We start from the raw sequence: 23,085 nt of genomic DNA on the forward strand, positions 1-23,085 counted from the left end.
GAGATGAATATAGCAGTAGTCTGCGGACTGATCATTCTGGTACTTTTAGTTGTAATGCTTTTAGCCGGCGTTCCCATTGCGGTTGCCCTGGCAGTGTCATCCATTTGTGCGATCCTCCCTGTCCTGAATACAGGGGCGGCCGTGCTTACGGGCGCACAGAGGATATTTTCCGGTATTTCCGTGTTCAGCCTTTTAGCCATTCCATTTTTTATCCTGGCCGGAAATATCATGAACAAGGGCGGGATCGCCATCCGTCTCATTAATTTTGCAAAACTTTTCACCGGCAGTATCCCCGGCGCACTGGCACATACCAATGCGGTTGCCAATATGCTTTTTGGAGCTATTTCCGGTTCCGGTACAGCGGCGGCATCTGCCATGGGCTCCATTATCGGGCCTATCGAGGAGGAGGAGGGATATGACAGGGACTTCTCCGCGGCGGCCAATATAGCCACGGCGCCCACCGGTCTTCTGATCCCTCCCAGCAATGTAATGATCACGTATTCACTGGTCAGCGGAGGTACCTCTGTGGCGGCTCTGTTTATGGCGGGATATATTCCGGGAATCCTTTGGGGATTGGCATGTATGGCGGTTATCTTTTATTTTGCAAAGAAAAAAGGGTACCGCAGCACTATTAAATACAGTTCCAGTGAAAAGGTAAAGGTATTTTTCCAGGCTATTCCCTGCCTTTTGATGATCGTGATCGTGATAGGCGGTATTATCAGCGGTATCTTTACCGCAACCGAGGGAAGCGTGGTGGCAGTTGTGTACAGCCTGATCCTGTCCCTGTTTTTTTATAAATCCATCAAGCTGTCTGAACTGCCAAAGATTTTTCTGGACAGTGCGGAGATGACAGGTATTATCATTTTCCTGATCGGTGTGTCCAGCATCATGAGCTGGGTTATGGCATTTACCGGCATACCAAGCGCTGTGTCCGAGGCCATGCTTGGGATCAGTGATAACAGGTATGTGATCCTGTTTATCATCAATATCCTGCTGTTGATCATCGGCACTTTCATGGACATGACTCCTGCCTGCCTGATCTTCACGCCCATCTTCCTGCCCATCTGTCAGGCATTGGGGATGAACACCGTACACTTTGGTATTATGATGATATTTAACCTTTGTATCGGTACAATCACACCTCCGGTGGGGACCACGCTGTTTGTAGGCGTTAAGGTTGGAAAGACAAAGATTGAGAATGTAATAAAGCCGCTGCTCCTTTATTTTGCAGCCATCTTTGTGGTGCTGTTACTTGTATCCTATGTACCTATCCTGTCCATGTGGCTTCCGGGGCTGCTGGGATACGTGTAATGGGTGAGCCGGTGTAATATGCAAGAGGTAGAAATTGTGCAGATGACAGAATCTTTATAGATGGAAAGATCTTATAGATGAGGGAATGGAGAGTGCCGCTGCCGCGGTTTATGCATACATTGTGTGCAGCGGCAGCGGCAGTTTTCTTGTAACATATCCACCCCGCCTCTCATAAGTGAGGGAAGGATTAGAGCCCAGGTGAAAATGTTAGGGAAAACAGGTTGTAGTCCGGGCTGAATTCTGTTATAGTACATAACGTATGTTTCAATATTCAGACAGATGAGGATAGGAAAATGACGGAAATACTGATAAAGGCAGCGTCTTTTGTGGCCATAATCGTGGTGGGTTATGTGCTGAGGCGCAGGGGTTTTTTTAAGGAAGAAGATTTTTATGTATTGTCAAAAATTGTATTAAAGATCACGCTTCCCGCTGCGATCATTTCAAATTTTTCAGGGATTGATATGAAGCCCTCCATGCTTCTTCTAAGCCTGCTGGGACTGGGCGGCGGCGTGATCTTTGTGACCATGGCGTTTCTCATAAGCATTGGGAAAAGCGGAGAGGAAAGAGCGTTTCATATAATAAATATGTCCGGATACAATATAGGGAATTTCACTCTGCCTTTTGCGCAGGGATTCCTGGGGCCATTGGGAGTGGTGGCAACCAGTCTGTTTGATTCCGGTAATGCCCTGGTTTGCCTGGGCGGTTCCTACAGCATTGCATCCATGGCAAAGGGAGGCAAAAGCGGATTCAGTATCAGGCCGGTCATAAAATCCCTTCTCACATCCGTTCCCTTTGACGCGTATCTGCTGATGACAATTCTTTCACTGCTCCACCTTTCACTGCCGTCCCCGGTGGTGTCTTTTACCGGGATCATTGCCAATGCAAATGCCTTTATGGCAATGTTGATGCTGGGTGTGGGATTTAAGATGACAGGGGACAGAAGCCAGCTGGGGCGGATCGTGAAGATATTGGGAATACGGTATTCCATATCCATAGCCCTGGCATTGGCATTTTATTTTCTGCTGCCTTTTGCGCTGGAATACAGGCAGGCGCTGACCATCTTGGCATTAAGCCCCATTGCCTCCTCTTCTCCCGCCTACACAGCAGAACTAAAGGGGGATATAGGCCTGTCCAGTGCGGTGAATTCACTCTCCATCATTATCAGTGTGGTTTTGATCACCGGAACGCTGCTGATGATATTATAGCTGTTTTTTATTGTTTGCAAAAAATTTTATGGGGAGTGTATATTCTAATTGGATCGGGTGATAATATGAGTATACCTGAAAGATAAAGTAATTAATACTTATCCTCCCCTTTTTAAATCAGCTTCGGCGCGAGTGACGTGCCGGGGCTGATTTTTTGTGGGTTTGGTGCTATGCTGGTTTCTGTTTTTTTGTCGGTCCATCAACCTGGGAGGCTGCGGCTTATTTGTGATTTACTCTTGAGCAGAAGCGTTAGTGTAATAGTCATAGGATTGCTGCTGGGGGATACAATCTCAATCGTCCAGTCAGGCCCATCGCAAGGTTGCGGTGGGCCTGGATTTTTTACAGACAGGCCATGGGTTATTTTGACAGCCCTCTGTATGATCATACTTACCCGGAGAATAGTTATTTCCCTCCTGACATGATACCTAAAGTACAGGGGGTATAGAAAAAATAGGACAGAGGCAGCCAGATGTGATTTGCGAAAATGCAAGAAACAAATGAAGAAAGAGCCAAGTAAGTCAGATGATTGAACCCAAGGGCGCTGCTAATGCGCCCTTCATGGTTAATCGTAATAATGTTCTACTACATAATGAGCTACTGCATCAATAAAAGCACCGTTTCGTGGTTTCTGTTCTGTCTCAAAGCCAAAAACTTCATATAAAAGCATTTTGTCGCCATGTTCCCATATCGTTTTCACTATGGTCCGGATATCCCTTTCAACACACCCAATAGATGTTTGGAATCGGCTGGCGATATCTACATATAATCCTTTTGAGATGTAAGTGAGCAGTTCAGGATCATGGATGGCCCGTCCAACGCCGTAGGCGGTATAGCGGAATCCCTTGTAAGAATTATTGACACCCAGACGCCGCAGTAAATTACAGGTTTCTCTTTCGTACTTCATATTCTAATCCTCCTAATGTATTGTTACCACTGTAAAGTTATACGCTGGGAGGGGGATTATCAAGCGGAGAGACGACAACAAAAATCGATATATTATGACGAAAAATGTCGAGCGATTAGGCGGGGAATTGGTATATGTAAAAAAATGCCTGCGTATCAGGGGACAGGACAAGACGACAAATCAGGGAAGAACGAAAAAAGGCGCGTTCAAATATGCTGAACAAAAAACAGAAGAAGGCGTATTCAAATATGCTGTGGGAAAGGATGTTCAGGCAAACAAAAAGAAAAAAATAAAGGGAGGACCGGAAAACCGGTCCAGCCGCGCTTGGCGCCCGCGCCTCTGCAGTGACGGGGCTGGATCTTATACAGGGATTAATGATACATATATAGTGTCAATAATACATAACAGTGTTAATGATACATGGACAAGGTTAAGGCTCCATGCCAAAGCATCTTCTGTAGCTGCTGTTTGCATTCTTCCAATTTACTACGTGGAACCAATCATCAATATAATCCCCACGCAAATTATAATGTTTTAAATAGTAGGCGTGTTCCCAGACATCCAGATTAAGCACAGGGCACATCCCCAAGGGCAGAGGGGTGTCTTGGTTTTTTGTTGTTATGATAGCAAGCTGTCCAACCGCATTTACAACCAGCCAGGCGTAGCCTGAACCAAATACAGAGAGGGCGGCGGTTTTGAACTGATTTTGAAAGTCCTGAAAACTCCCGAATTCCATGTTGATGGATTCAGCAAGCAAACCCACGGGTTGAGAAGGCGCAGGATTTGTAAGGTTAGAAAAGTAAAATTGGTGGTTGAATACACCGCCTCCATTGTTTGTGACAGCAGTCTGAAGAGCTGTTGGAAGGCTTGGGACATTGACTAGCAGCTGTTCCAGGGTCCAGGTTTGAAATTCCGGGTATTGACTCAGGGCATTGTTTAAATTGTCAATATAGGTTTGAAGATGTTTATCATGATGCAGGTACATTGTCTTTTCATCAATATAGGGTTCCATAGCATTGTAAGAATATGGAAGCGGCGTGTTGACAAATTTATAATGCTGGTTCATGGTTATAACCTTGTTTTTTCTTAGTATATGCCCGTATTATGGAAAATGTACCCTGCAGCCATCGATAAATAAGATAGGGCTGTTACAGATCATTGGCATACAGCCACTGTGATTTAGCCCGCTCCATCCAATAAGTGTTCCCTCGGTTGCGTTGCAGTTCATCAAAAAAATCAATGCATTCCTCTGTATCCCGGGAAAGGCGGGACCTGGTTGCGGATGGCTTCATGGAATTGGTACTGAGGCATGATGGATTGGGGAAAACCATATGTTCCAGCTGCAGTTCTGTGTCGGAAGGCCGTCTGGCCGCGCTGTAGGATATCTTACGGAACCACTCCCTATAGGACAGTAACGCACGGTTTGAGGCGGCATATGATAAGCCAAAGGTTCCGTGAATCAAGGCGGCATCATAACACTTTAGCCGGTGGATCAGAATGCGGGGGGCCAGGATGTTACTTGCAAAGAAGTCCGCTTCCAGATCATTCTCCATGGTGTCTCCGGCGTGGTCCAGCAGTATGTGGCCAACCTCGTGCATTAATGTAAAACGCTGGCGGCAAAGGTGGGGGAAGGTATCATTGTAGTAAATGCTTCCCTTGAGTTTAAATGCATCATCGCTGACCCGGTGACATTCCAGCTCCTTCCTGGATGGAAGTTCTGAGTACTTAAATAAGGGAATCCCTAATGTTTGGATCACCTCAATGCTGTTGACGGGAAAGCTGTCAATCCCGCAGGTTTTGTATACCTCTAAAATCTTGCACAATATCCCACCACGATCCAAAACGGTTCACTCCTTAATCATCAGACAACAAAATCCGTATGATGTCCTGCTTTTGTTCGACCGTGAGTTTCTTTCCATTGCGTGCAATCAGGCTTTGTATATCTTCGTAGGTTGGCTCATAAGTCTGTTTTTCCGCCGGTATAGCGGAAACCTTTGTATGCCCCAGAAGATAGTCCGCATCTACCTGGAAGAAATCAGCGATTTTCTCCAGGGTCTCAAAATCAGGCTCCCGGTTGCCGTTTTCATACATACTGATTGCGCTTCGGGAGATATCCAGCACATCTGACAAATATGCTTGGGAATATCCACGTTCCTGTCTGAGTGACTTAAAAACCTTATAAAATTCGCCCATGTTCACACCTCGTTTCTATAAGTGCATATTATCACGGCGCGTGTCCTTTGTAAAGAAATAATGACACGTAATGTGAAAAAACACTTCTGCATATTGACACGAAATGTGAATAATGATATAACATAAGCAGACACGAAATGTGACACCATATAAAGGATAAAGATAGAACACACGTTCGACATAAAAACTATACCACCTACGGATCCTGGTGTCAATATCAGAAAGGAGATTATCATGGAAAAACATTATTGTGACATATGTGGGGGAGAGACACCGGCAGGTTATGTCAAAGCGACCAGTGAGACGGCACAGATCTTTTCAGGGGCAGGTTTTCAGGATGTATGCTGCCGCTGCCTTGGCAGGGCTAAGAGCATATCCTGGCGCGAGGTGGTCCAATCGGCCATCGGGAAGGATGACTTCTTTTCTGACATGTGATATCCTGAAAGAGAGAATTAAGTACCAATGTTAAAAATCGATCAGAAAAGGGGGATGCTATGAACCAAAATAAATTAAAGAATGCCGTTATTATTTTTTGTGCTGTTATGCTGGCAGTGAATCATGTTCAGGTCAGAGGGATAAAGAGAGAATTAGAGTCTCTGAGACAGGAATATAACAATCGGGAAGTCAATATACATAATGATCTGGAAAACGTAAGGACATCTCTTTATGAGAGCAGTAATAAACTGGAGACTTTGATAAGAGAAGGGCAGAGTTTGTTTTCTGAGACATCGATAGATGTAAAACTGCAGGATAAAAAGATGGCAGTGACCATGATGGCAGTGCCTAAGGAAAGAAAAAGCGGAGAGACTCTGGTGGCCAGTATAATTGTTGGAGGACAGGTCTATCAGCAGGAAGCAGATGATTATGATCGGGCGGTGCTGCTTGTTGATATGGCTGAATCCATTAAACCCGCTTTTGTTCTAAAATCTTCAGAGGGGATCAGACAGGAATCACTGGACGAGATGTATACAGGTGAATTGTTTACCCGCAGGGTGGAAACGAACTGGAGCTTGGACTCAGAATCTTCCGGGGACCGTAATCTGCTTTATGCCTGGATTTCTCCGGCAAATGAATCCATGCCCCTGGATGAGGATGATATTGAGAGAGTGGAGTTGATCATCCGGGACACCGGGACCGTAGAACTGTCGCCTTCCGACCGCGGTTCGGGCAATCGCTCGGGCAGCTTTAGCTCCAGTTCAAGTTACAGCGTAGAAGGGGGAGGAAGCGTTTCGGGCAGGACCGCGGGGCCCATTATAAAGATCCCCCAGGGGGATACCCTCCCCGCCAGGAAGCTGGCTGAAGGAGGGCAGTCTTCCATCGGATATACGGCGGATCTGTCAGAGTATACCAACAGAAAAGACGGAATACGCTATGAAGTCTATCTTACGCTTTTAACGAAGGAGGGAATCCTGTACGTGACACCGGATCATCCCATTGCATCTTTCAGTACAGTGGAAGGAGCGCAGAAACGAAACAGCGGAGATGGAGTCATGTGGCCGGATTTTCAATACTGAGGTGTGTGACTTTGTGTTTGTAAGAAATAGGTAATCATACAGATACTATATGCTAACGTACACAAAAAGTGGATTGATTTTCGGAGGGTGATAAACTAAAATAGAAGGGTATTGTCTTTATCTTTTAGAGTACAGATAAAAAGAAATCACAATTGAAATTGAGCCTGGTAGATCAGTGATGTTTAGTAAGAGGGACTTGAGATGAGAGAACCGTATGTTGTCTATCAATCCATAAAAGCTGCTGAAGATATGTTTGCGGCAATGGAAATGATTCCTGACCGCGTGAGATTCAGACAAGTGGAGTTCATAGATAACGAGACCGCGGCTGTTAATCTGGATATAGCCTTAATTTTGGTTGCACTGGAAAATGGGCCATTACAATAATTTTTTTAAAATTTGTCCCATGAATGTATATCAAAGAAAAAAAAGGCAATAATGAGAGTGTTAAGAATTTTCTTAATACTTATCCTCCCCTTTTTAAGCCGGCCTGCAGCAGATGTGCTGCGGGCCGGCTTTTTTCTAAAGGAGAAATCGTACCCATTCAACGATATTTAAAAATTCCATCCTTTATGAACCTGTATTCTAGTTAGCAGATGTATCCTTATATAAGAGTACCTGAACGGTATGGGATTTGAAATGATTCATATGAATGGGGAGGAATTTAGATATGAAGCGTATTGGTGTGATGTTGGGGGTATCCATACTCATAATATCAATTTCGGCTTGCAGCAGTCCGTCTGTCACCTCAGAAGATACATGGGTGAATCTGAGCGGAGAACTTAAGTCTGTAAGGGGGATGTACAGATTGTATATATTAACTCAGAACATGAAGAACTCATAATCTCCAACAACATCGGGGAACAGGGCGGAAACATAAGTATTGATACCAGCCTGCGCTTTGAAAAAGGAGAGGGGAGCCTTGTGTTCAGAGGCTATGATGCAAAATTTAAGTTTGATCTGCTGTTTACAAATACAGACAGGGATGACAACTGCATTGTGCTGAATACGGATCTTGGCAGCAAAACAAAAGTAAGAGTATGGGTCAATGCAAAGGTGTCCAGCGTGGACGATAAAAGCAGCCTGTCTTTTAGCGGCTTTAATCTGGGTTACAAAACACCGGACGGAGAGAATGTGGCTGCGGTCAGATATAAAACAAATATATAAATCATTGGGTGGCACAATTGTCAGATTTTCGCCTGAATAGAAGATAGTACTGGAAATGTGGTGGATTATGTTAAGCCAGATTCAGAAGCCTATATTGACGACAAATAAAAATTGTCTTCAATTGTCTTCAAAAATCTAGGTGGTATAAAATAAAAAAAGTGCTAAAAACCTTGTAATATCAAGGGTTCCAGCACACTTTAACCAGTGGAGACAACAGGACTCGAACCTGCGACCCTCTACACGTCAAGCAGATGCTCTCCCAGCTGAGCTATGTCTCCATAGGGCGATTATAACACAGATCGCAGTGAATTGGCAAGACAATCCCTATAAAAAGGGAGGAGCCGGTCAGAATCTCTTCTGCCGGCTGAGTATTATGAAAAAAATCTTATAAGCAATATTTGTTTACAAGACATAGTATATCCGGCAAATATGAGCAATCCATAGACAAAATATGAACGGTTTGTAAGAAGTTTGTGAAGGAAATAAGAGGAAATTCCTAGTCCTTGCTGATTTCTCTCATCTGCTCAGTAACCGGGCGGTAGCCGTCTCCTTTGAGGAGGCCGTTAAAAACCGTATCATAAACAGCAAGTGCCAGAACAATGGCTAAAACAACAATCAGACATTTGGCAATAAATTTCACACTTGATCCCTCCTCCATGGTAATGATTTTTGTCTGCTCTCATGTATATTTCTACTTTATCATTTTACTGCACATAACACAATAAGAATAACACAGGCCCGGCTTACGGGGGCAATCGCAAAGGCCCGATTACAGGTTGTTTGCAAATGCTTACCTATCCGGTGTGTTTTTGTCTTAGCATGTGTGATTTTTGCGATTTCAATCCCTTTCAAGTTGAGACTTTTAAAAGCATGGTGACGGATCAAAAAGCTGCAGAGGAAGAGAAGCGTGCAAAATAAAAGAAAACCCCGTTCCAGGACGGGGCTTTTATTACAACGGTGTGATACTGGTGGCATATGCCTTACCGTTTAGCGGCTGATAAATCTCCACAATGGCAAAATGCGGCGTAAGACCTGTTTCTTTTGGCTCAGCAATGGTCATGAATCGATAATTGGTTCCATTGACAATCTGTTTTGCCACCGCAATGGGATGATAAAAGTAGTCATCATGGGTTCCAATGGCATTATAAAAAATAAAAGAGTCATAGGTGGTAATGTATGGCTGGTATTCCCATCCTCCGGGCATTGGGATACCTCCCTGGGTGTATTTGGTATTAATATATGTCCTGTGGGGGAATTGGTGCAGATGGGGGACAACAGGATTCATTTTCCAAGAAAATTCAGAAATCATTCCAAGTCCTTATGGGAAGGCGCGCATAGGCCTGTCTTAAGCACCAGAGAAGTATTATATGTTTTCTTAATTTTCCCCTCTGAGCCTTGTACTGGCATCAGAGGGGATGTTTTGTTTAAGCGGCAGATTCAGTATGCTTGGTTTTCCATTTCTTTAGTGCGATATTCATCCAGTTTCCAAACAGTTTAACCGCAATGATTTTTATAATTATTTTTAAAGCTGCGTATCAGCTAAAGGAAACCTGTTTTTTAAAGGCTGTGGTGATGCATCCCGTTCATATACTATGTTTTCCTCATAAGCATTCCCGTTTGACGAACCTTGATCCAGAAGGCGCTTTTGAGCTTCAAGCCGTTCCTGATCCAATATGGACTGATAGTCACTTTCAATGCTGCTTTCATTGTCAGGGTTTGTGCAGAAGCCATTTGAATCAAAATAATATGTGGTATTATTTTCCGTCAAGTCCTCATATCTAATTTCGCCGGTAGGGTTAAGATAATACCAGTTACCGTTGACGGTTTTTATCCATCCGGTTCGCATATATCCGTTATCGTTGAAAAGATAGTTCTTTCCGTCAATGTTCTGCCAGGTACTGGTTGGATATCCTCCATCATCATTTTGATACCACCATCCAGTATCATCTTGTTTCCATTCTCCGGCGAAGGCTGTCATTCCCATAGATGCTGACAGAAGAGCAGATGCAATAAATAATAGTACTTTCCTCATGATAAATCCTCCTGGTATTTTTTATAAAAACTTAGGTTTAAACTACTTTTGGAAATCAGGCTTTGTATATCTTTATAGGACGGCTCCGCGTTCTCTTTTTACTTAATGTATCCAATGTGTCCCCCGACTTTTCCAGTCCCTACCTTTAACGAGCAGATTTGGTTAATCCAGAATATTTGGAAGAATTGTTTGAAAAGATCGAAATCCCTGAAAACATATGTTCTGTCAGAACAACTATATCACCCATCCATATCTATGTCAATGGACCAGGGAGGGAAAATAAATATGGGAGCAGCGTTGAGTGCTGGCGTTTCTGGTTTTATGATCAGCCCTCTTTTTGCTTTGAAGAACATCAAACAATTGTTTGGTGTTTGCTAAGTCATAGGCTGGCTGTATTACTGATCAAAAAAATACAAAATAATATTTCCTTTTTACATTCTTTTTACTATAATACATAAAGGAAATAACAAAAAGGAGGATGAAAATATATGATTTGTCCTAAATGTAATGGTAAGATGGAAGAAAATCGTATACGGACGCATATGCTTTGGATTGATGCGATCCATCAAATACCGGATGAGGAAAAGCAGTTAGGGCCCACGATCGCCTATGTATGTGATGAGTGCGGTTATATGGAGTTTTACCGGGAAAAGAAATTGGAATAGAAAAGCGGCAGGGATCATTCCCTGCCGTTAGTGTCATCTTCATCTTTTATATATTCCAATACATCACTTACAGAACAATCCAGAAGCCTGCACAGCGTGTTAAGTGTATTGATATTCATGCTGTTTCCGTGTCTGATCGAATGATATGTGGACATTGGAAAACCCATCTTCCCCAATTTGTATGATGTTATGCCTTTTTCTTTCATTGTCCGAAATAACGGCTCGTAGCTTATCATGTCTCGCCTCCCATTTATTAGTATGCTCTATAACTTGTATATTATATTTTGTATATACGTTTTATAAAAGATACTATTAATAATACATACAGCTTATAGTATGCAAGATGCATCCCCCCCAAGCGGACAAGGGTACTAAATGATGAGATCAATCAGATATCAGTGGCCGGAGTTTCGTTTTCGTGTGATACTTCGTGTGATATAAATGCATATTTTCATACCGATAAAAGGATAATGTAACATTTCTGGATATTAAAAAACCCACGCTATTACGTTGCTTTTCGCAATCACGTGGGTTTTGAACAAATGGAGACAACGGGATTCGAACCCGCGGTCTCTGCGTTGCGAACGCAGCGCTCTCCCAGCTGAGCTATGTCCCCATAAATCACATTATAGCACAAATGGAAAAAATTACAATCCCATGATGGACTGGAACCTAAAATTTTGAATCATACTATCAGTGAGATGAAATACCCAGTAGAATCTGGAGAAAGGAAAAATCCAATTATTGTCTGAGATAATTGGATTATACGTAATAATATGGACCAAGAGAGAGAAGAAAAACTGGCACAAAAAAAATCCAATGAAATGTTTAACAGTATAACGGAAAAACAAAAGCCGGAGAATCAGAATCAGACCCACAATTCCCGTAGGGAAGGCATGGGACCGAACACAAAGCGGAAGCCTAGTTGAGCCCCCTGCATCCCTAGCCCCTGCATCCCTAGCCCCTGCAACCTAAGCCCCTGCAACTTAATCTTCCCAATTACCAAGTCTTACCCCAAAAAACGCGTGTCTGAACAGTAAGTCCGGATTCATCCCCGCGTTTTTAATCTTCAATCCCATTAAACAGTTGTAATTGCACGAATAATCCACTTATCCACAATAATGTGGAAAAGATTGTGGATAAAATGTTATTATCTGAAAAAATATTAGTTTATCCACATTTGTACAAAAAAAGGACAGAACCTTGCGGCCATAAGCCAAGGTCCTGTCCCTTTTCCTGATTTACTAAGCCTTGTTTACAAAAGACTCACAGTCTGTACATTCCTTTACGGTTGGGTTAGCCTCGTGTGTGCCTACCTTGATTACGTTCAGTGTACAGTAATTCTCATCCTGCGCGTGATGGGTGCAGTTCTTGATGGAACATTGAATGCTTTCGTTCTTGCCATTGACCTTCATGGAAAAACCTCCTTTAAAAAATTATTTGATTACCTGCTTATTATCTGCAGAAAATCGAAAAAAATACCCTTGGATTTATACGGCGGTATCGTATATGCTGCCATATGCCATGTATTTATATCCAGAAGACAAAATATATTTGAAAAATCCTGACTTTTGTTATATACTATGGTCTAGCACATAAAAATACAAAAAGGATGGTTTTACTATGGCACTGTTAGAGACATGGAGAAATCTGGCATATGGCGATGGCCTGGATGATAAAAAGAGAGAAGAATTGTGGGCGGGATATTTCCAGATTGAAAAGGGAATTTATGAGCAGATCCTTTCCAACCCGGCAGAGGTTGTGACAGGAACTGTAAAGGAACTGGCTGAGAAGTACGAAACTGAGATACTGATCATGACAGGTTTCCTGGATGGAATCAATGAGAGCCTGAAGGGCTATGAGAATCCCATTGAGACCATGGAAGAGGACACAGAGGTCAAAATTGAGATCGACCCGGAAAAGCTGTATTACAATATGGTGGAGGCAAAAGCTAACTGGCTGTATGAGCTTCCTCAGTGGGACAGCATCCTTACCCAGGATAAGCGCAAGGAACTTTACAAGAATCAGAAAGCTTCCGGCACGGTCCGCAAGGATAAGAAGATTTTCCCCAACGATCCCTGTCCATGCGGAAGCGGCAAGAAGTATAAGAAGTGCTGCGGTAAGAACGCATAATGATATCTGATTGTAAGCCGCCTGCCCGGAGATGATCCGGACAGGCGCTTTTGCAGTGAAAGACAGGAGGGTGAGACATGGAAGCCTATACGGGATTTGCGGAAGTTTATGATGTGTTCCAGGACAATGTGCCCTATGAGGAATGGTGCGCTTATGTGACAGGTCTTTTGGCGGAATACGGAGTTTCTGACGGCCTGATACTGGACATGGGATGCGGCACCGGAAGCCTGACAGAGCTTTTGGCAAAAGCCGGATATGATATGATCGGAATCGATAATTCCGGGGAAATGCTTCAGATCGCCATGAACAAGAGCCGTGATTCCGGACTGGATATCCTTTATCTGCAGCAGGATATGCGGGAATTTGAACTGTACGGTACGGTGAGGGCAGTGGTCAGCATTTGTGATTCCATGAACTACATTATGGAATACGGGGATTTGGTACAGGTGTTCAGGCTGGTCAATAATTATTTGGATCCCAAGGGTGTATTTATCTTTGATCTCAACACAGAATATAAATACAGGGAAATGCTGGCGGATTATACATTTGCAGAGGACAGGGAGGAATCCAGCTTTATCTGGAATAATTTTTATGATGAGGAAGACAAGGTCAATGAATATGACCTGACCCTTTTTGTAAAAGAAGGGGAGCTTTACCGGAAATTTGAGGAAACCCATTATCAGCGGGCCTATAGCCTGGAGGAGATAAAGCAGGCCATTGGGGAAGCGGGCATGGAGTTTGTGGCAGCATACGATGCATGCACCCATCATCCGGCCAGGGATGACAGTGAACGGATTTATGTGGTTGCCAGGGAAATGGGAAAGTGACCTGAAACAGAAGGCACAGTGAAAGGATTGGTGTGATACAATGTCAGATTATGTAGTTAGAGCAACTGCGGCTGCGGGAGAAATCCGTGCATTTGCCGCCACAACCAGGGATATGGTGGAGGAAGCCAGAAAGGCCCATAATACCAGCCCGGTAGCAACCGCGGCATTGGGCCGCCTTATGACAGCCGGAGCCATGATGGGCTGCGACATGAAAGGGGATAATGACCTCCTTACCCTTAAGATCCAGGGGGACGGACCTATTGAAGGACTGACCGTTACCGCTGACTCCCACGGAAATGTAAAGGGATACGCCTTTAACCCCGTGGTCATGCTGCCTCCCAATGCAAAGGGAAAGCTGGACGTGGGCGGTGCCCTGGGCGTGGGAGTGCTGAGTGTGATCAAGGATATCGGCTTGAAGGAACCCTATGTGGGACAGACTATCCTGGTATCAGGAGAGATTGCAGAGGACCTGACTTACTATTATGCCACCTCAGAACAGACCCCCTCCTCCGTAGCATTGGGTGTGCTGATGAATAAGGACAACACGGTTCGCCAGGCAGGAGGATTTATCATTCAGCTGCTTCCCGGGGCATCTGAATCCATTATTGGAAGGCTGGAGGAAAAACTGAAAGAGATTTCTTCCATTACCACCCTGCTGGATGTGGGCAATACGCCGGAGATGATACTGGAATATATCCTGGGAGAGTTTGGACTGGAGATCAATGACAGGGAGCCGGTACGGTTTTACTGCAATTGTACAAAGGACCGTGTGGAAAAGGCATTGATCAGTGTGGGAAAAAAGGATATACAGGAAATGATCGATGATGGAAAGACCATTGAGGTGAACTGTCATTTCTGTGGAAAGAACTATGGATTTACCGTGGATGAGTTAAAGGATATCCTGGATAAAGCCAGGTAGGGATCATAAACGGAACAAAAAGAGCCAGTCAGACGACTGGCTCCTACTTGTAATCATTTGAAATCAGATATAACTTACTTCAACTCTATCAGTAATGATATATGTTTGAAAAAGGTACACTGTTGTTCATTGATTAAATTCTGGTTACGTTGGTAGCCTGAGGACCCTTAGCCCCGTTAACTACGTCGAACTCAACCTCTGCGCCCTCATCTAAGGACTTGAAGCCTTCCATGTTCAGACCAGAGTAGTGTACGAATACATCGTTGCCCTGCTCGTCAGAAATAAAACCGTAACCCTTCTGGTTGTTGAACCACTTAACTGTACCTTTCATTACGATACCTCCAAAAAATATAAAAAATTGTTCTGTTGCAAGTTATTTCGCAACTGACCTTAGAATATCACAAATGTTGAAAAGTGTCAAACGTTTTTGGTCATAAAGCATAAACAAATTATGCAAACTTAAGATTCTATTGTTCAAAGGTTAAAATCGAAAGAAACAGGGGCAAAAAGGTGAATTTTATGATATACTAACTGGAATAAAGGGTGAAAAGAAGGGATTTATGAATGAAAGTTCAAAATATATGGAGGCATTACTGTACGATTACAAAGCACAGGCACCTGGTACGCAGGCATTGTTTTAAGATTGGCCTGTACTGGCAGGGGCTGACGCATGACCTTTCCAAATACAGCCCGGAGGAATTCTGGACCGGTGTCCGCTATTACCAGGGAAACCGCAGCCCCAATGCGGCGGAACGTGAGCTTGTGGGTTATTCCAGGGCCTGGCTTCACCACAAGGGCAGGAACAAACACCATTACGAGTACTGGATCGACATTTCCAACCACAAGGAAGACGGACTGGTAGGAAACAAGATGCCGCTGCGGTATGTGGCAGAGATGATTTGTGACCGGATTGCCGCCTGTGAGGTTTATAAGGGAAAGAACTATACAAGTGCGGCTCCTCTGGAATATTATGAATATACAAAAAGATACATCACCATCCATCCGGAGACAAGAGCGCTGTTGGAAAAGCTGCTTATTATGCTGAAAGAAAAGGGAGAGGACCATACCTTTGCCTATTTAAGGAAACTGTTGAAAAAGGGAACGTATTAGATCAAAGAACGTATTAGATCAAGGAACGTATTAGATCAAGGAACATATCAGACCGATGAAGATCGGCGGGGAAAACCGCAGCATCATGGATGGAACGTGTGCCATGCTGCCGCGGTTCTTTTTTGCGTATATGGGTCTTAGTCTTCTTTAAACAAATGCTCCTGGATGATCCTCACCCCATCCTCAATGCACCCCGGACATGAGCGCAGCGGCGTGCCTGTATCTTCGCCCCTCAGCTCACGACAGACAAGGCTGCCGTTCTTTTCCTTGAATGCGCGGATGCAGGAAGCAGCAGCCTCGTATGAGATGGCTTTGGAATCCGGGCCGTCCGTGTGTCCGGTGCTGCATTTCAGGCCCGCCAGTACGGCGGCAGCGGAGATGGCGCCGCAGGTTCCGTCCATGCAGCCCATACCCAGGCCAAGGCCCTCTGTTACGCGAAACAAGGTCTTCTCGTCCAGATCTGTTTTATCTGCAAATACACATGCAACTGACTGGGCGCAGTTAAAGCCTCTGTCATGGAATGCATTTGCCTGTTTTGCTTTATCGATTTCTGTTTTTTCTTTTGACATGGTTTATTTCTCCTTTGCTGTAAAGATTAAGTTTGTTCTTTTTACTGTGAAGACCGCATTCGTATTGAAGATTTCATCCGCATCTTTCCCAGGCCCATATGGATCAGAAAACCGCCTAATATCACAGACAGCAGGTACAGAACATTTCCGGCGGCCGTTCCGATGGTCAGTGCGATCTCATGAAATACGATCTGCCCATTGGGATAATAGGGACTGATGTAGAACATGTCGGCATTTCCGTAAGGGTGGGATACGATGTTGATGATCGTTGCAATGGCGGCACAAACCAGGAAAATCGGGATCGTGCCTGGAAACTCCTTGGCTTTTGTTCCTCCCAGGCCGGCAAGGCGGCTGTAAAGGCCAATGAAGATCAGTATAAAATGCCAAAGGAATCCGTGCAGGGTCAGTACAATAAAAGGATGCATCAGGCCGCTGGGCTCAGACAGGGCCATGATCCCGCCCAACAGGGCAAAATCCTGCATAAATGTACATACTGCCCTTAAAAAACGGGCTGGAGCCAGTGAATGGATAACAGGAAGAAGCAGACACAGATACATGGGGACACTGCACAGCTGAAATGGAAAATACCACCAGTCATACTGCTGTCCATTGACAATGTAATATAGGAATCCCTGCTTATACAGTTCACTGGCAGCCAGTATCAGCCCACAGAAAAACAGCACATGAAAGGGCTGCTTTTTTGACATGTTCCAGGCCAGATAAATGGCTGTAAGGATTCCTGCGCCTCCAAATAGAATGTGGAAGGCAGAATATGGAGCAGGTGTCTTCATGGACCATGATGACATCTGAAAGATTGATGTTGCGATGTTACCCATAAACGGAGCCTCCTGTGTGAACGATTATACATCATATGCAGATGCCTGACAACTCCTTACCTGAGAATAAAAATAATTTCAAAGGGAAAGATAAGGAAACAGGAAAAAGAATGGAAAGGCAGGAAAGAGAAGACATGGGAATAATAATTGCATTGCTGTCAGGTGCATTAATGAGTTTACAGGGTGTATTTAATACGGAGGTGACAAAGCAGACCAGTGTGTGGGTGGCGGCCGGATGGGTGCAGCTGACCGCCTTTATTACCTGCGTGGTCATATGGCTTTTTACTGGCAGGGAGCCGGTTATGGGCCTGATGCAGGTTACACCTAAATATGTGCTGCTGGGCGGAATCATGGGAGCCCTGATCACGTACACGGTGATCCGCAGCATGGCCAGCCTGGGACCGGCACAGACAGCTCTGTTGATCGTCATATCACAGATCATTGTGGCATATGGGATTGAACTGTTTGGATTGTTTGGAGTGGATAAGACCCCCTTTGCCTGGCACAAGCTCATAGGGGCAGCCATTGCCATTGGAGGTATTGTGGTCTTTGAAAGATAAAAATTGGAAATAACGCTTGTATTTAAAGGGTGTTTTAGATAGAATAGTAATATCAGGCTGGGATGGTACCCGTTGATAAGGAGGGATACCATTCAGATGAGACTTATATCTTTTAAAACATTAAAACTGCCAGCCATGGTCATATGCATGTTGGCTGCAGGCATATGCTATAGCTGTAGTGATCATCAGGACATCTCCGGAAAAGAGGAGGTAATCCTTGATTTAGAGGAACAGGAACGCGTTCTGCAGGAAACGTCAAATGAACAGGAACGTATTTTGCAGGGAACGCCTGCTGTGGATCCGGCGCGGCCAGAGACAGCGCTGGATGATAGAATGCCGTTGGACGGTGTGTTTGTTCATGTATGCGGAAAGGTCCAAAGTCCCGGAGTCTATGAACTTCCCCAGGGAAGCAGGGTCTGGGATGCCATTGAAGCGGCCGGAGGTTTTGAGGATGACGGCGCCAAAGAATACCTGAACCTGGCTGAGATGGTACAGGACGGTATGAAACTGGATGTTCCCAGTGAGAGCCAGGCCGAGGAATGGAAGGCCCAGGGACTTGTTGGCGGATGGAATTTGGGAGCGGATCCAGGGGCGTTATCCGGGGGATCTTCCGGAGCATTTTCTGGAACGTCATCCGGGGGATCCTCCGGAACGTCATCCAGGGTGAACCTGAATACGGCCACCAGGGAGGAACTTATGAGCCTTCGGGGCATAGGTGAATCCAGGGCAGAGGATATTATCCGCTACAGGGAGACTTACGGCGGTTTTCGATCTATAGAGGATATCATGAATGTGTCCGGAATTAAGGACGCAGCGTTTGAGAAGATTAAGGACAGTATCACAGTATAATCCGGTTGGGCGGCCTGAGTTTATTTCAGGCCGCCATTAATAGATAAGGGGAAAGAACATGGCAAAAGTATTAGTTGTAGATGATGAGAAATTGATTGTAAAGGGTATCCGCTTCAGCCTGGAACAGGACGGCATGGAAGTGGATTGTGCATATGACGGCGAGGAAGCGCTGGAACTGGCCAAGAAGACAGAGTATGATGTGGTGCTTTTGGATGTTATGCTTCCAAAGTATGATGGTTATGAGGTCTGCCAGGCGATCCGCGAGTTTTCCGACATGCCCATTATCATGCTGACGGCCAAGGGCGGCGATATGGATAAGATCCTGGGATTGGAATACGGGGCAGATGATTATATCAGCAAGCCTTTTAACATTCTGGAAGTCAAGGCCAGGATCAAGGCCATTATACGCCGCAGTTCCAAGAACAAACGTATGAAAAAAGAGGAGGCCAATGTCAGTGTGATCGGCTCCGGCGACCTTAAGATGGATACGGAAAGCCGCAGGGTGTTCATTGGTGAGCGGGAAATTAACCTGACTGCCAAGGAGTTTGACCTGCTGGAACTTTTGGTGCGCAATCCCAACAAGGTATACAGCAGGGAGGCGCTGCTCACCTATGTGTGGGGCAATAAGGCCATGGACAGCGGTGACGTGAGGACTGTGGACGTCCATGTGAGAAGACTGAGGGAGAAGATTGAGCCAAGTCCAAGCGACCCCAAGTATGTACATACAAAGTGGGGGGTTGGATATTATTTCCGTGTCAAAGGATGAGCATGAGATTGACGATAGAATGTGTTTAAGGAGTTCACGTATGTACGATTATAGAATCAGAACAGCTGAGCCGCAGGATCTGGATGCCGTGGTTCAGGTGGAACTGGCTTGTTTTCCTGCTGCAGAAGCTGCGGACAGGGAACGTTTAAAGGAACGGCTGGAACTGTTTGGAGAAAGTTTCTTGGTGGCAGAGACAAAGGATGGGATCATTGGATTGGTCAACGGAGCGGTTACAGACCATAGGACCATTGAGGATGAGATGTTTGAGGACAGCTCCCTTCACGATCCCAAAGGAGCATATCAGAGCATTTTCGGCTTGGATGTGGTGAAGGAATACCGCTGTCAGGGTGTGGCGGCAGCCCTGATGGAGGCAATGATCAAGAGAGCTAAAGAACAGGGCCGAAAGGGCCTGATCCTTACCTGCAAGGACCGTCTGATCCATTATTATGAGAAATTTGGATACGTGAACATGGGAGTGTCACGGTCGGTTCACGGCGGTGCGGTCTGGTACGATATGATATTGGAGTTTAATACATGAAGATTACCCTTGTTACAGTTGGAAAGATAAAGGAACGGTACTTTGAGGATGCCATTAAGGAGTACTCCAAGCGTTTGAGCCGTTACTGCAAGCTGGAGATCATCCAGGTGGCGGATGAGAAGACACCGGATGGGGCGGGCGAAGCCCTTGAAAAGCAGATAAAGGAAAAGGAGGGTCAGAGGATCCTCTCCAATATAAAGGACGGGGCTTATGTGATCGCCCTGGCGATTGAAGGCAGGATGCTGTCCAGCGAGGAACTGGCTCTTAGGCTTCAAAAGATGGGTGTTGACGGCACAAGCCAGATCGTGTTTGTGATCGGCGGCTCCCTGGGGCTGTCTGAAGCGGTTATGAAGCGGGCGGACTATGCCCTGAGCTTTTCCAAAATGACATTTCCCCACCAGCTGATGCGGGTGGTCCTGTTGGAGCAGATTTATAGGAGTTACAGGATCATTGGGGGGGAACCGTATCACAAGTAGCGGGGAAAAGGATGATTGTTAAAAATAGGTTGTATTTATCCTAGTTTTAGCATATACTAAAGTTGAGGTGATGAATATGATGGTAAACACAGAAGCGTTAGTAGCAATGACAGAAGCAAATCAGAATTTTTCTAAAGTAACGCATATTGTAGACGAAAATGGTCTTGCTGTAATTCTCAAAAATAATAAGCCCAGATACATTGTGGTAGATTTTGAGGAATACGAAGCGATAAAAGGAATCAGAGAGGCAAGAGAAAAAAAGTTAGAAATGACAGCAGACGCTTTGATTGAAGAAAATATGGAAGCATTTCTGGAGTTGGCTAAATGATAATTTTAACAGTAGATGAAGTAATAAAAATTCATGGAAGGCTTATAGAAAAAACAGGCGGACTGGATGGATAAAGAGACAGGGGGCTGTTGGAATCGGCTATTTTCAGTATATCCAGTGATTTGGGGAGATAGAAGTTTATCCTACGGTGGAAGAAAAAGCCGCTAGGATTGCTTTTGGATTAGGCGTGGCAGATGGCAGTATTGGTTATGATGAAATATTAAATTGGGTTATAAGTCATAAAATAATGGAATAGAACTAAGAATAAGCCGATATTATAAACATAATAAGGGAATCCCAGGTTGACGATTATAGTTGGCCTGGGATTTTTTGTGGAAAGGAGGATACCAACATGGAAAAGGATTTAAAAATGTACATGACAGAAGAATTTATCAAACTGAATACAGCAGAGGAACAGAGGGAATTCATTGAAAATCTGCGTTTCCTTATGATGGAGGATGATAAGGACTTTCTGAACTATTATTCTAATATGGGAATTAGAAAATCGGAGTTCTATTCCGTGTCTGACCGGCTTTATCAGTTAAATAATCTGCATATGCTGTCTGGCTTCATTTATCAGAACAGACAAGTCCTGCTGAATGAGGTAAGTGAAATAAAAGGGTAACATGGCATACCGGATTTTACTACAGTCTGCAATATAGGCAAAGAAACAATGCTGTCCAGAATGTTCCAGGTGAGGAAGAACTTTAAAATCAATGAAAGCGACAGCAAATAGAAAACAGAATCGTATGATTGAAAGAATCCGTATTGAACCTCAAAGACCATAATGGTTTTTGGGGTTAAGAGTCCATCCGAATCCATATAAATGATGATTTTATTAATTTCTTGTCAGAGAAGGAGGATGTACCCCCAAAGGGCATGTCCTCTATTTTAATGCCCAATTTTTTATCCAATTTTATCCATATGGTTACAATGTTATGGACTATTTTTATGAAAAGTGCTAAGATGAAACAAAAAAGGGGGAGTACATATGAAAAGATCGTTTCTGGTAATTTTATCAGCAGTACTGGTATTAGGCGGCTGCGGCGGAGGGGGGACAACTCCTGCAACGGACACAGGAAAGGCGCAGGAGACCGCGTCCGGGCCAGCAGAGGAGACCACACAAAAGGAGACTACCCAGGCGGAGACTGCGGCGCCTCCAAAGGAGGTAAAGGAACTGTCGGCAGGAGAGTTTGATGAGTTATTGGCAGGTCTTCCGGTTTCTGTTGTAAACACAGAGTACGTTGTACAGGATGATCAGTACAAGTCCCTTTACCCGGACCTGCTGAGCACGGTCATCCAGAACCATACGGATGAGGACATTAAAGATGCTGTTCTCGCCATTGTGGCTTGGGACAGCAATAAGCTTCCCGTCAAGCTGGTGGGCAATATGGATTTTCAGGGAGGCGAGTATTTCAAAAAGGTAAATTACAGGGACATTAACTTAGTGGGCGGGGGTACATTTGGGGAAGATTCCGGATTTTCCGTTGATGAATCCTGCAAAGTGGATTCTTTTAAAACGATCATATTGTCCTTTGAGACATTTGACGGTGATAAATGGAAGAACCCATATGAGGACAGTTTCCGCCAGGCATATGAGGGAAAGAAATACACCGATGACATAAAAATTCAAGTTGAGATGCAGGATGCTGATTTTGTGAAATCCGATACCCCGTCAGGAACAAGGGTGGAAAATGCTTCCGCTGAGGAATTAGAGGCATCCCTGGCCAGTCAGCCCGTGTTTGTGAGCAACACAAACTATGCGGTCCAGAATGACCGGTATAAGTCAATATATCCGGATCTGCTCCAGGCCATTATCCAAAACAATTCAGAGGAGGATATCCGTGATGCGGTCTTGGCATTTGTGGCCTGGGATTCCAACGGCCTTCCTGTAAAGATCAAGGGGCAGATGAGTTTTAATGACCCCACCTATGTGACAGAAGTATTGCTTGAGGATATTAATTTGGTCCCGGGAAGTTCTTATGGTGATTCTCAGGGATATGCGATCGATGAAAATTGCGCTATTGAGTCATTTAAAGCAATGGTTGTATCGTACACTACCTTTGAAGACAAGACATGGGAAAACCCTGAGTATAAAGCCTTTTGCGATCTGTATGAGGGAAAGCGGTTGACACAGCAGTAAAACAAAGGCCGGCTCTTATTTCAATTGGATAAGAGCCGGCTGG

31 protein-coding genes and 2 tRNA genes are annotated in these 23,085 nt (G+C 44.6%); 19 read left to right on the forward strand and 14 right to left on the reverse strand.

Going from position 1 to position 23,085, the window contains the following annotated elements; all coding sequences use genetic code 11:
- The first annotated feature begins 3 nt into the window (after window positions 1-3).
- Window positions 4-1,311, forward strand: coding sequence for a TRAP transporter large permease (locus tag ABID13_RS03125; protein WP_007860585.1), 1,308 nt, complete (start codon window positions 4-6; stop codon window positions 1,309-1,311).
- A gap of 293 nt (window positions 1,312-1,604) precedes the next feature.
- Window positions 1,605-2,516, forward strand: coding sequence for an AEC family transporter (locus ABID13_RS03130; protein WP_007860584.1), 912 nt, complete (start codon window positions 1,605-1,607; stop codon window positions 2,514-2,516).
- A 562-nt stretch (window positions 2,517-3,078) separates the two neighbouring features.
- Here ABID13_RS03130 and ABID13_RS03135 read toward each other — a convergent pair.
- From ABID13_RS03135 to ABID13_RS03150, 4 genes are all read right to left on the reverse strand, one after another.
- Entirely contained in the window at window positions 3,079-3,420 is a 342-nt protein-coding gene (locus tag ABID13_RS03135) for a sporulation initiation factor Spo0A C-terminal domain-containing protein (protein ID WP_007860583.1), read from the reverse strand.
- Window positions 3,421-3,850: 430 nt separating this feature from the next.
- Window positions 3,851-4,486 (reverse strand): superoxide dismutase, encoded by a 636-nt coding sequence (locus ABID13_RS03140; RefSeq protein ID WP_048929812.1) that lies wholly within the window; start codon window positions 4,484-4,486, stop codon window positions 3,851-3,853.
- Window positions 4,487-4,568: 82 nt separating this feature from the next.
- On the reverse strand, window positions 4,569-5,261 hold the full coding sequence (locus tag ABID13_RS03145) for an ImmA/IrrE family metallo-endopeptidase (protein ID WP_007860575.1): 693 nt from the start codon (window positions 5,259-5,261) through the stop codon (window positions 4,569-4,571).
- A gap of 13 nt (window positions 5,262-5,274) precedes the next feature.
- Window positions 5,275-5,613, reverse strand: a complete 339-nt coding sequence (locus tag ABID13_RS03150) for a helix-turn-helix domain-containing protein (RefSeq protein ID WP_007860573.1) — start codon at window positions 5,611-5,613, stop codon at window positions 5,275-5,277.
- Between the two features lie 234 nt (window positions 5,614-5,847).
- Here ABID13_RS03150 and ABID13_RS03155 point away from each other — a divergent pair, with 234 nt between their 5' ends.
- The 4 genes from ABID13_RS03155 (at window position 5,848) to ABID13_RS03170 (ending at window position 8,291) form a co-directional block, all read left to right on the forward strand.
- Window positions 5,848-6,048 carry a hypothetical protein gene (locus ABID13_RS03155; RefSeq protein ID WP_007860571.1) on the forward strand — a complete coding sequence of 67 codons (201 nt, stop codon included), beginning with the start codon at window positions 5,848-5,850 and terminating at the stop codon, window positions 6,046-6,048.
- A gap of 59 nt (window positions 6,049-6,107) precedes the next feature.
- Window positions 6,108-7,127, forward strand: coding sequence for a hypothetical protein (locus ABID13_RS03160; RefSeq protein WP_007860569.1), 1,020 nt, complete (start codon window positions 6,108-6,110; stop codon window positions 7,125-7,127).
- 201 nt (window positions 7,128-7,328) lie between these two features.
- Entirely contained in the window at window positions 7,329-7,511 is a 183-nt protein-coding gene (locus ABID13_RS03165) for a hypothetical protein (protein ID WP_007860566.1), read from the forward strand.
- Between the two features lie 537 nt (window positions 7,512-8,048).
- Window positions 8,049-8,291: a hypothetical protein gene (locus ABID13_RS03170; RefSeq protein ID WP_048929811.1), complete on the forward strand. Its 243-nt coding sequence runs from the start codon at window positions 8,049-8,051 to the stop codon at window positions 8,289-8,291.
- A 205-nt stretch (window positions 8,292-8,496) separates the two neighbouring features.
- Here ABID13_RS03170 and ABID13_RS03175 read toward each other — a convergent pair.
- The 4 genes from ABID13_RS03175 to ABID13_RS03190 form a co-directional block, all read right to left on the reverse strand.
- Window positions 8,497-8,569, reverse strand: a tRNA-Val gene (locus ABID13_RS03175).
- 218 nt (window positions 8,570-8,787) lie between these two features.
- Window positions 8,788-8,931, reverse strand: coding sequence for a hypothetical protein (locus tag ABID13_RS03180; protein ID WP_166459898.1), 144 nt, complete (start codon window positions 8,929-8,931; stop codon window positions 8,788-8,790).
- 309 nt (window positions 8,932-9,240) lie between these two features.
- Window positions 9,241-9,495 (reverse strand): hypothetical protein, encoded by a 255-nt coding sequence (locus tag ABID13_RS03185; protein ID WP_007860554.1) that lies wholly within the window; start codon window positions 9,493-9,495, stop codon window positions 9,241-9,243.
- Window positions 9,496-9,813: 318 nt separating this feature from the next.
- The gene (locus ABID13_RS03190) at window positions 9,814-10,323 is read right to left on the reverse strand and encodes an N-acetylmuramoyl-L-alanine amidase family protein (protein ID WP_007860552.1); all 510 of its coding nucleotides are present in this window, start codon (window positions 10,321-10,323) and stop codon (window positions 9,814-9,816) included.
- A 488-nt stretch (window positions 10,324-10,811) separates the two neighbouring features.
- On the opposite strand from ABID13_RS03190, the gene ABID13_RS03195 reads away from it, so the two are divergent.
- Window positions 10,812-10,988, forward strand: coding sequence for a hypothetical protein (locus ABID13_RS03195; RefSeq protein ID WP_007860551.1), 177 nt, complete (start codon window positions 10,812-10,814; stop codon window positions 10,986-10,988).
- Window positions 10,989-11,002: 14 nt separating this feature from the next.
- On the opposite strand, the gene ABID13_RS03200 is transcribed toward ABID13_RS03195, so the two are convergent.
- From ABID13_RS03200 to ABID13_RS03210, 3 genes are all read right to left on the reverse strand, one after another.
- Complete coding sequence (locus ABID13_RS03200) at window positions 11,003-11,224, reverse strand: helix-turn-helix domain-containing protein (protein WP_007860550.1); 222 nt, start codon at window positions 11,222-11,224, stop codon at window positions 11,003-11,005.
- A gap of 307 nt (window positions 11,225-11,531) precedes the next feature.
- A tRNA-Ala gene (locus ABID13_RS03205) sits at window positions 11,532-11,604 on the reverse strand.
- A 628-nt stretch (window positions 11,605-12,232) separates the two neighbouring features.
- Window positions 12,233-12,403, reverse strand: a complete 171-nt coding sequence (locus ABID13_RS03210; protein ID WP_007860549.1) for a DUF1540 domain-containing protein — start codon at window positions 12,401-12,403, stop codon at window positions 12,233-12,235.
- A 208-nt stretch (window positions 12,404-12,611) separates the two neighbouring features.
- Between ABID13_RS03210 and ABID13_RS03215 the strand changes: the two genes are divergently transcribed.
- The 3 genes from ABID13_RS03215 to hslO all read left to right on the forward strand — a co-directional run bounded on the left by ABID13_RS03215 (window position 12,612) and on the right by hslO (window position 14,867).
- A complete protein-coding gene (locus tag ABID13_RS03215) occupies window positions 12,612-13,121 on the forward strand; it encodes an SEC-C metal-binding domain-containing protein (protein WP_007860548.1) in 510 nt (169 codons plus the stop codon).
- 77 nt (window positions 13,122-13,198) lie between these two features.
- Complete coding sequence (locus ABID13_RS03220) at window positions 13,199-13,948, forward strand: class I SAM-dependent DNA methyltransferase (protein WP_007860547.1); 750 nt, start codon at window positions 13,199-13,201, stop codon at window positions 13,946-13,948.
- Between the two features lie 40 nt (window positions 13,949-13,988).
- Window positions 13,989-14,867 (forward strand): Hsp33 family molecular chaperone HslO, encoded by an 879-nt coding sequence (gene hslO / locus ABID13_RS03225; RefSeq protein ID WP_007860546.1) that lies wholly within the window; start codon window positions 13,989-13,991, stop codon window positions 14,865-14,867.
- Between the two features lie 133 nt (window positions 14,868-15,000).
- Here the strand turns inward: hslO and ABID13_RS03230 are convergent, their stop codons facing one another.
- A complete protein-coding gene (locus ABID13_RS03230) occupies window positions 15,001-15,198 on the reverse strand; it encodes a cold shock domain-containing protein (protein ID WP_007860545.1) in 198 nt (65 codons plus the stop codon).
- Between the two features lie 233 nt (window positions 15,199-15,431).
- Here ABID13_RS03230 and ABID13_RS03235 point away from each other — a divergent pair, with 233 nt between their 5' ends.
- The gene (locus tag ABID13_RS03235) at window positions 15,432-15,977 is read left to right on the forward strand and encodes a DUF5662 family protein (RefSeq protein ID WP_007860543.1); all 546 of its coding nucleotides are present in this window, start codon (window positions 15,432-15,434) and stop codon (window positions 15,975-15,977) included.
- Between the two features lie 137 nt (window positions 15,978-16,114).
- On the opposite strand, the gene ABID13_RS03240 is transcribed toward ABID13_RS03235, so the two are convergent.
- Both ABID13_RS03240 and ABID13_RS03245 read right to left on the reverse strand, forming a co-directional pair.
- Window positions 16,115-16,546 (reverse strand): C-GCAxxG-C-C family protein, encoded by a 432-nt coding sequence (locus ABID13_RS03240; RefSeq protein ID WP_007860541.1) that lies wholly within the window; start codon window positions 16,544-16,546, stop codon window positions 16,115-16,117.
- A 41-nt stretch (window positions 16,547-16,587) separates the two neighbouring features.
- Window positions 16,588-17,382 carry a TMEM164 family acyltransferase gene (locus ABID13_RS03245; RefSeq protein ID WP_007860539.1) on the reverse strand — a complete coding sequence of 265 codons (795 nt, stop codon included), beginning with the start codon at window positions 17,380-17,382 and terminating at the stop codon, window positions 16,588-16,590.
- A 134-nt stretch (window positions 17,383-17,516) separates the two neighbouring features.
- Here ABID13_RS03245 and ABID13_RS03250 point away from each other — a divergent pair, with 134 nt between their 5' ends.
- The 8 genes from ABID13_RS03250 (at window position 17,517) to ABID13_RS03285 (ending at window position 23,042) form a co-directional block, all read left to right on the forward strand.
- Window positions 17,517-17,942: a DMT family transporter gene (locus ABID13_RS03250; RefSeq protein ID WP_040415696.1), complete on the forward strand. Its 426-nt coding sequence runs from the start codon at window positions 17,517-17,519 to the stop codon at window positions 17,940-17,942.
- Window positions 17,943-18,038: 96 nt separating this feature from the next.
- Complete coding sequence (locus tag ABID13_RS03255; protein ID WP_007860536.1) at window positions 18,039-18,791, forward strand: helix-hairpin-helix domain-containing protein; 753 nt, start codon at window positions 18,039-18,041, stop codon at window positions 18,789-18,791.
- A 58-nt stretch (window positions 18,792-18,849) separates the two neighbouring features.
- Window positions 18,850-19,557, forward strand: coding sequence for a response regulator transcription factor (locus ABID13_RS03260; RefSeq protein WP_007860534.1), 708 nt, complete (start codon window positions 18,850-18,852; stop codon window positions 19,555-19,557).
- Between the two features lie 40 nt (window positions 19,558-19,597).
- Complete coding sequence (locus tag ABID13_RS03265) at window positions 19,598-20,095, forward strand: GNAT family N-acetyltransferase (RefSeq protein ID WP_007860532.1); 498 nt, start codon at window positions 19,598-19,600, stop codon at window positions 20,093-20,095.
- Window positions 20,092-20,571, forward strand: coding sequence for a 23S rRNA (pseudouridine(1915)-N(3))-methyltransferase RlmH (rlmH, locus tag ABID13_RS03270; protein ID WP_048929810.1), 480 nt, complete (start codon window positions 20,092-20,094; stop codon window positions 20,569-20,571). Before ABID13_RS03265 ends, rlmH begins: the two co-directional genes overlap by 4 nt.
- A gap of 76 nt (window positions 20,572-20,647) precedes the next feature.
- Window positions 20,648-20,899, forward strand: coding sequence for a type II toxin-antitoxin system Phd/YefM family antitoxin (locus ABID13_RS03275; RefSeq protein ID WP_007860526.1), 252 nt, complete (start codon window positions 20,648-20,650; stop codon window positions 20,897-20,899).
- Window positions 20,900-21,251: 352 nt separating this feature from the next.
- A complete protein-coding gene (locus tag ABID13_RS03280) occupies window positions 21,252-21,524 on the forward strand; it encodes a hypothetical protein (protein ID WP_053095348.1) in 273 nt (90 codons plus the stop codon).
- Between the two features lie 366 nt (window positions 21,525-21,890).
- Complete coding sequence (locus tag ABID13_RS03285; protein ID WP_007860523.1) at window positions 21,891-23,042, forward strand: DUF5780 domain-containing protein; 1,152 nt, start codon at window positions 21,891-21,893, stop codon at window positions 23,040-23,042.
- The last annotated feature ends 43 nt before the right edge of the window (window positions 23,043-23,085 follow it).

Origin of the sequence: Enterocloster citroniae, from assembly GCF_040545455.1 — a bacterium.
In the GTDB taxonomy this organism is placed as follows: Bacteria; Bacillota; Clostridia; order Lachnospirales; family Lachnospiraceae; genus Enterocloster; species Enterocloster citroniae.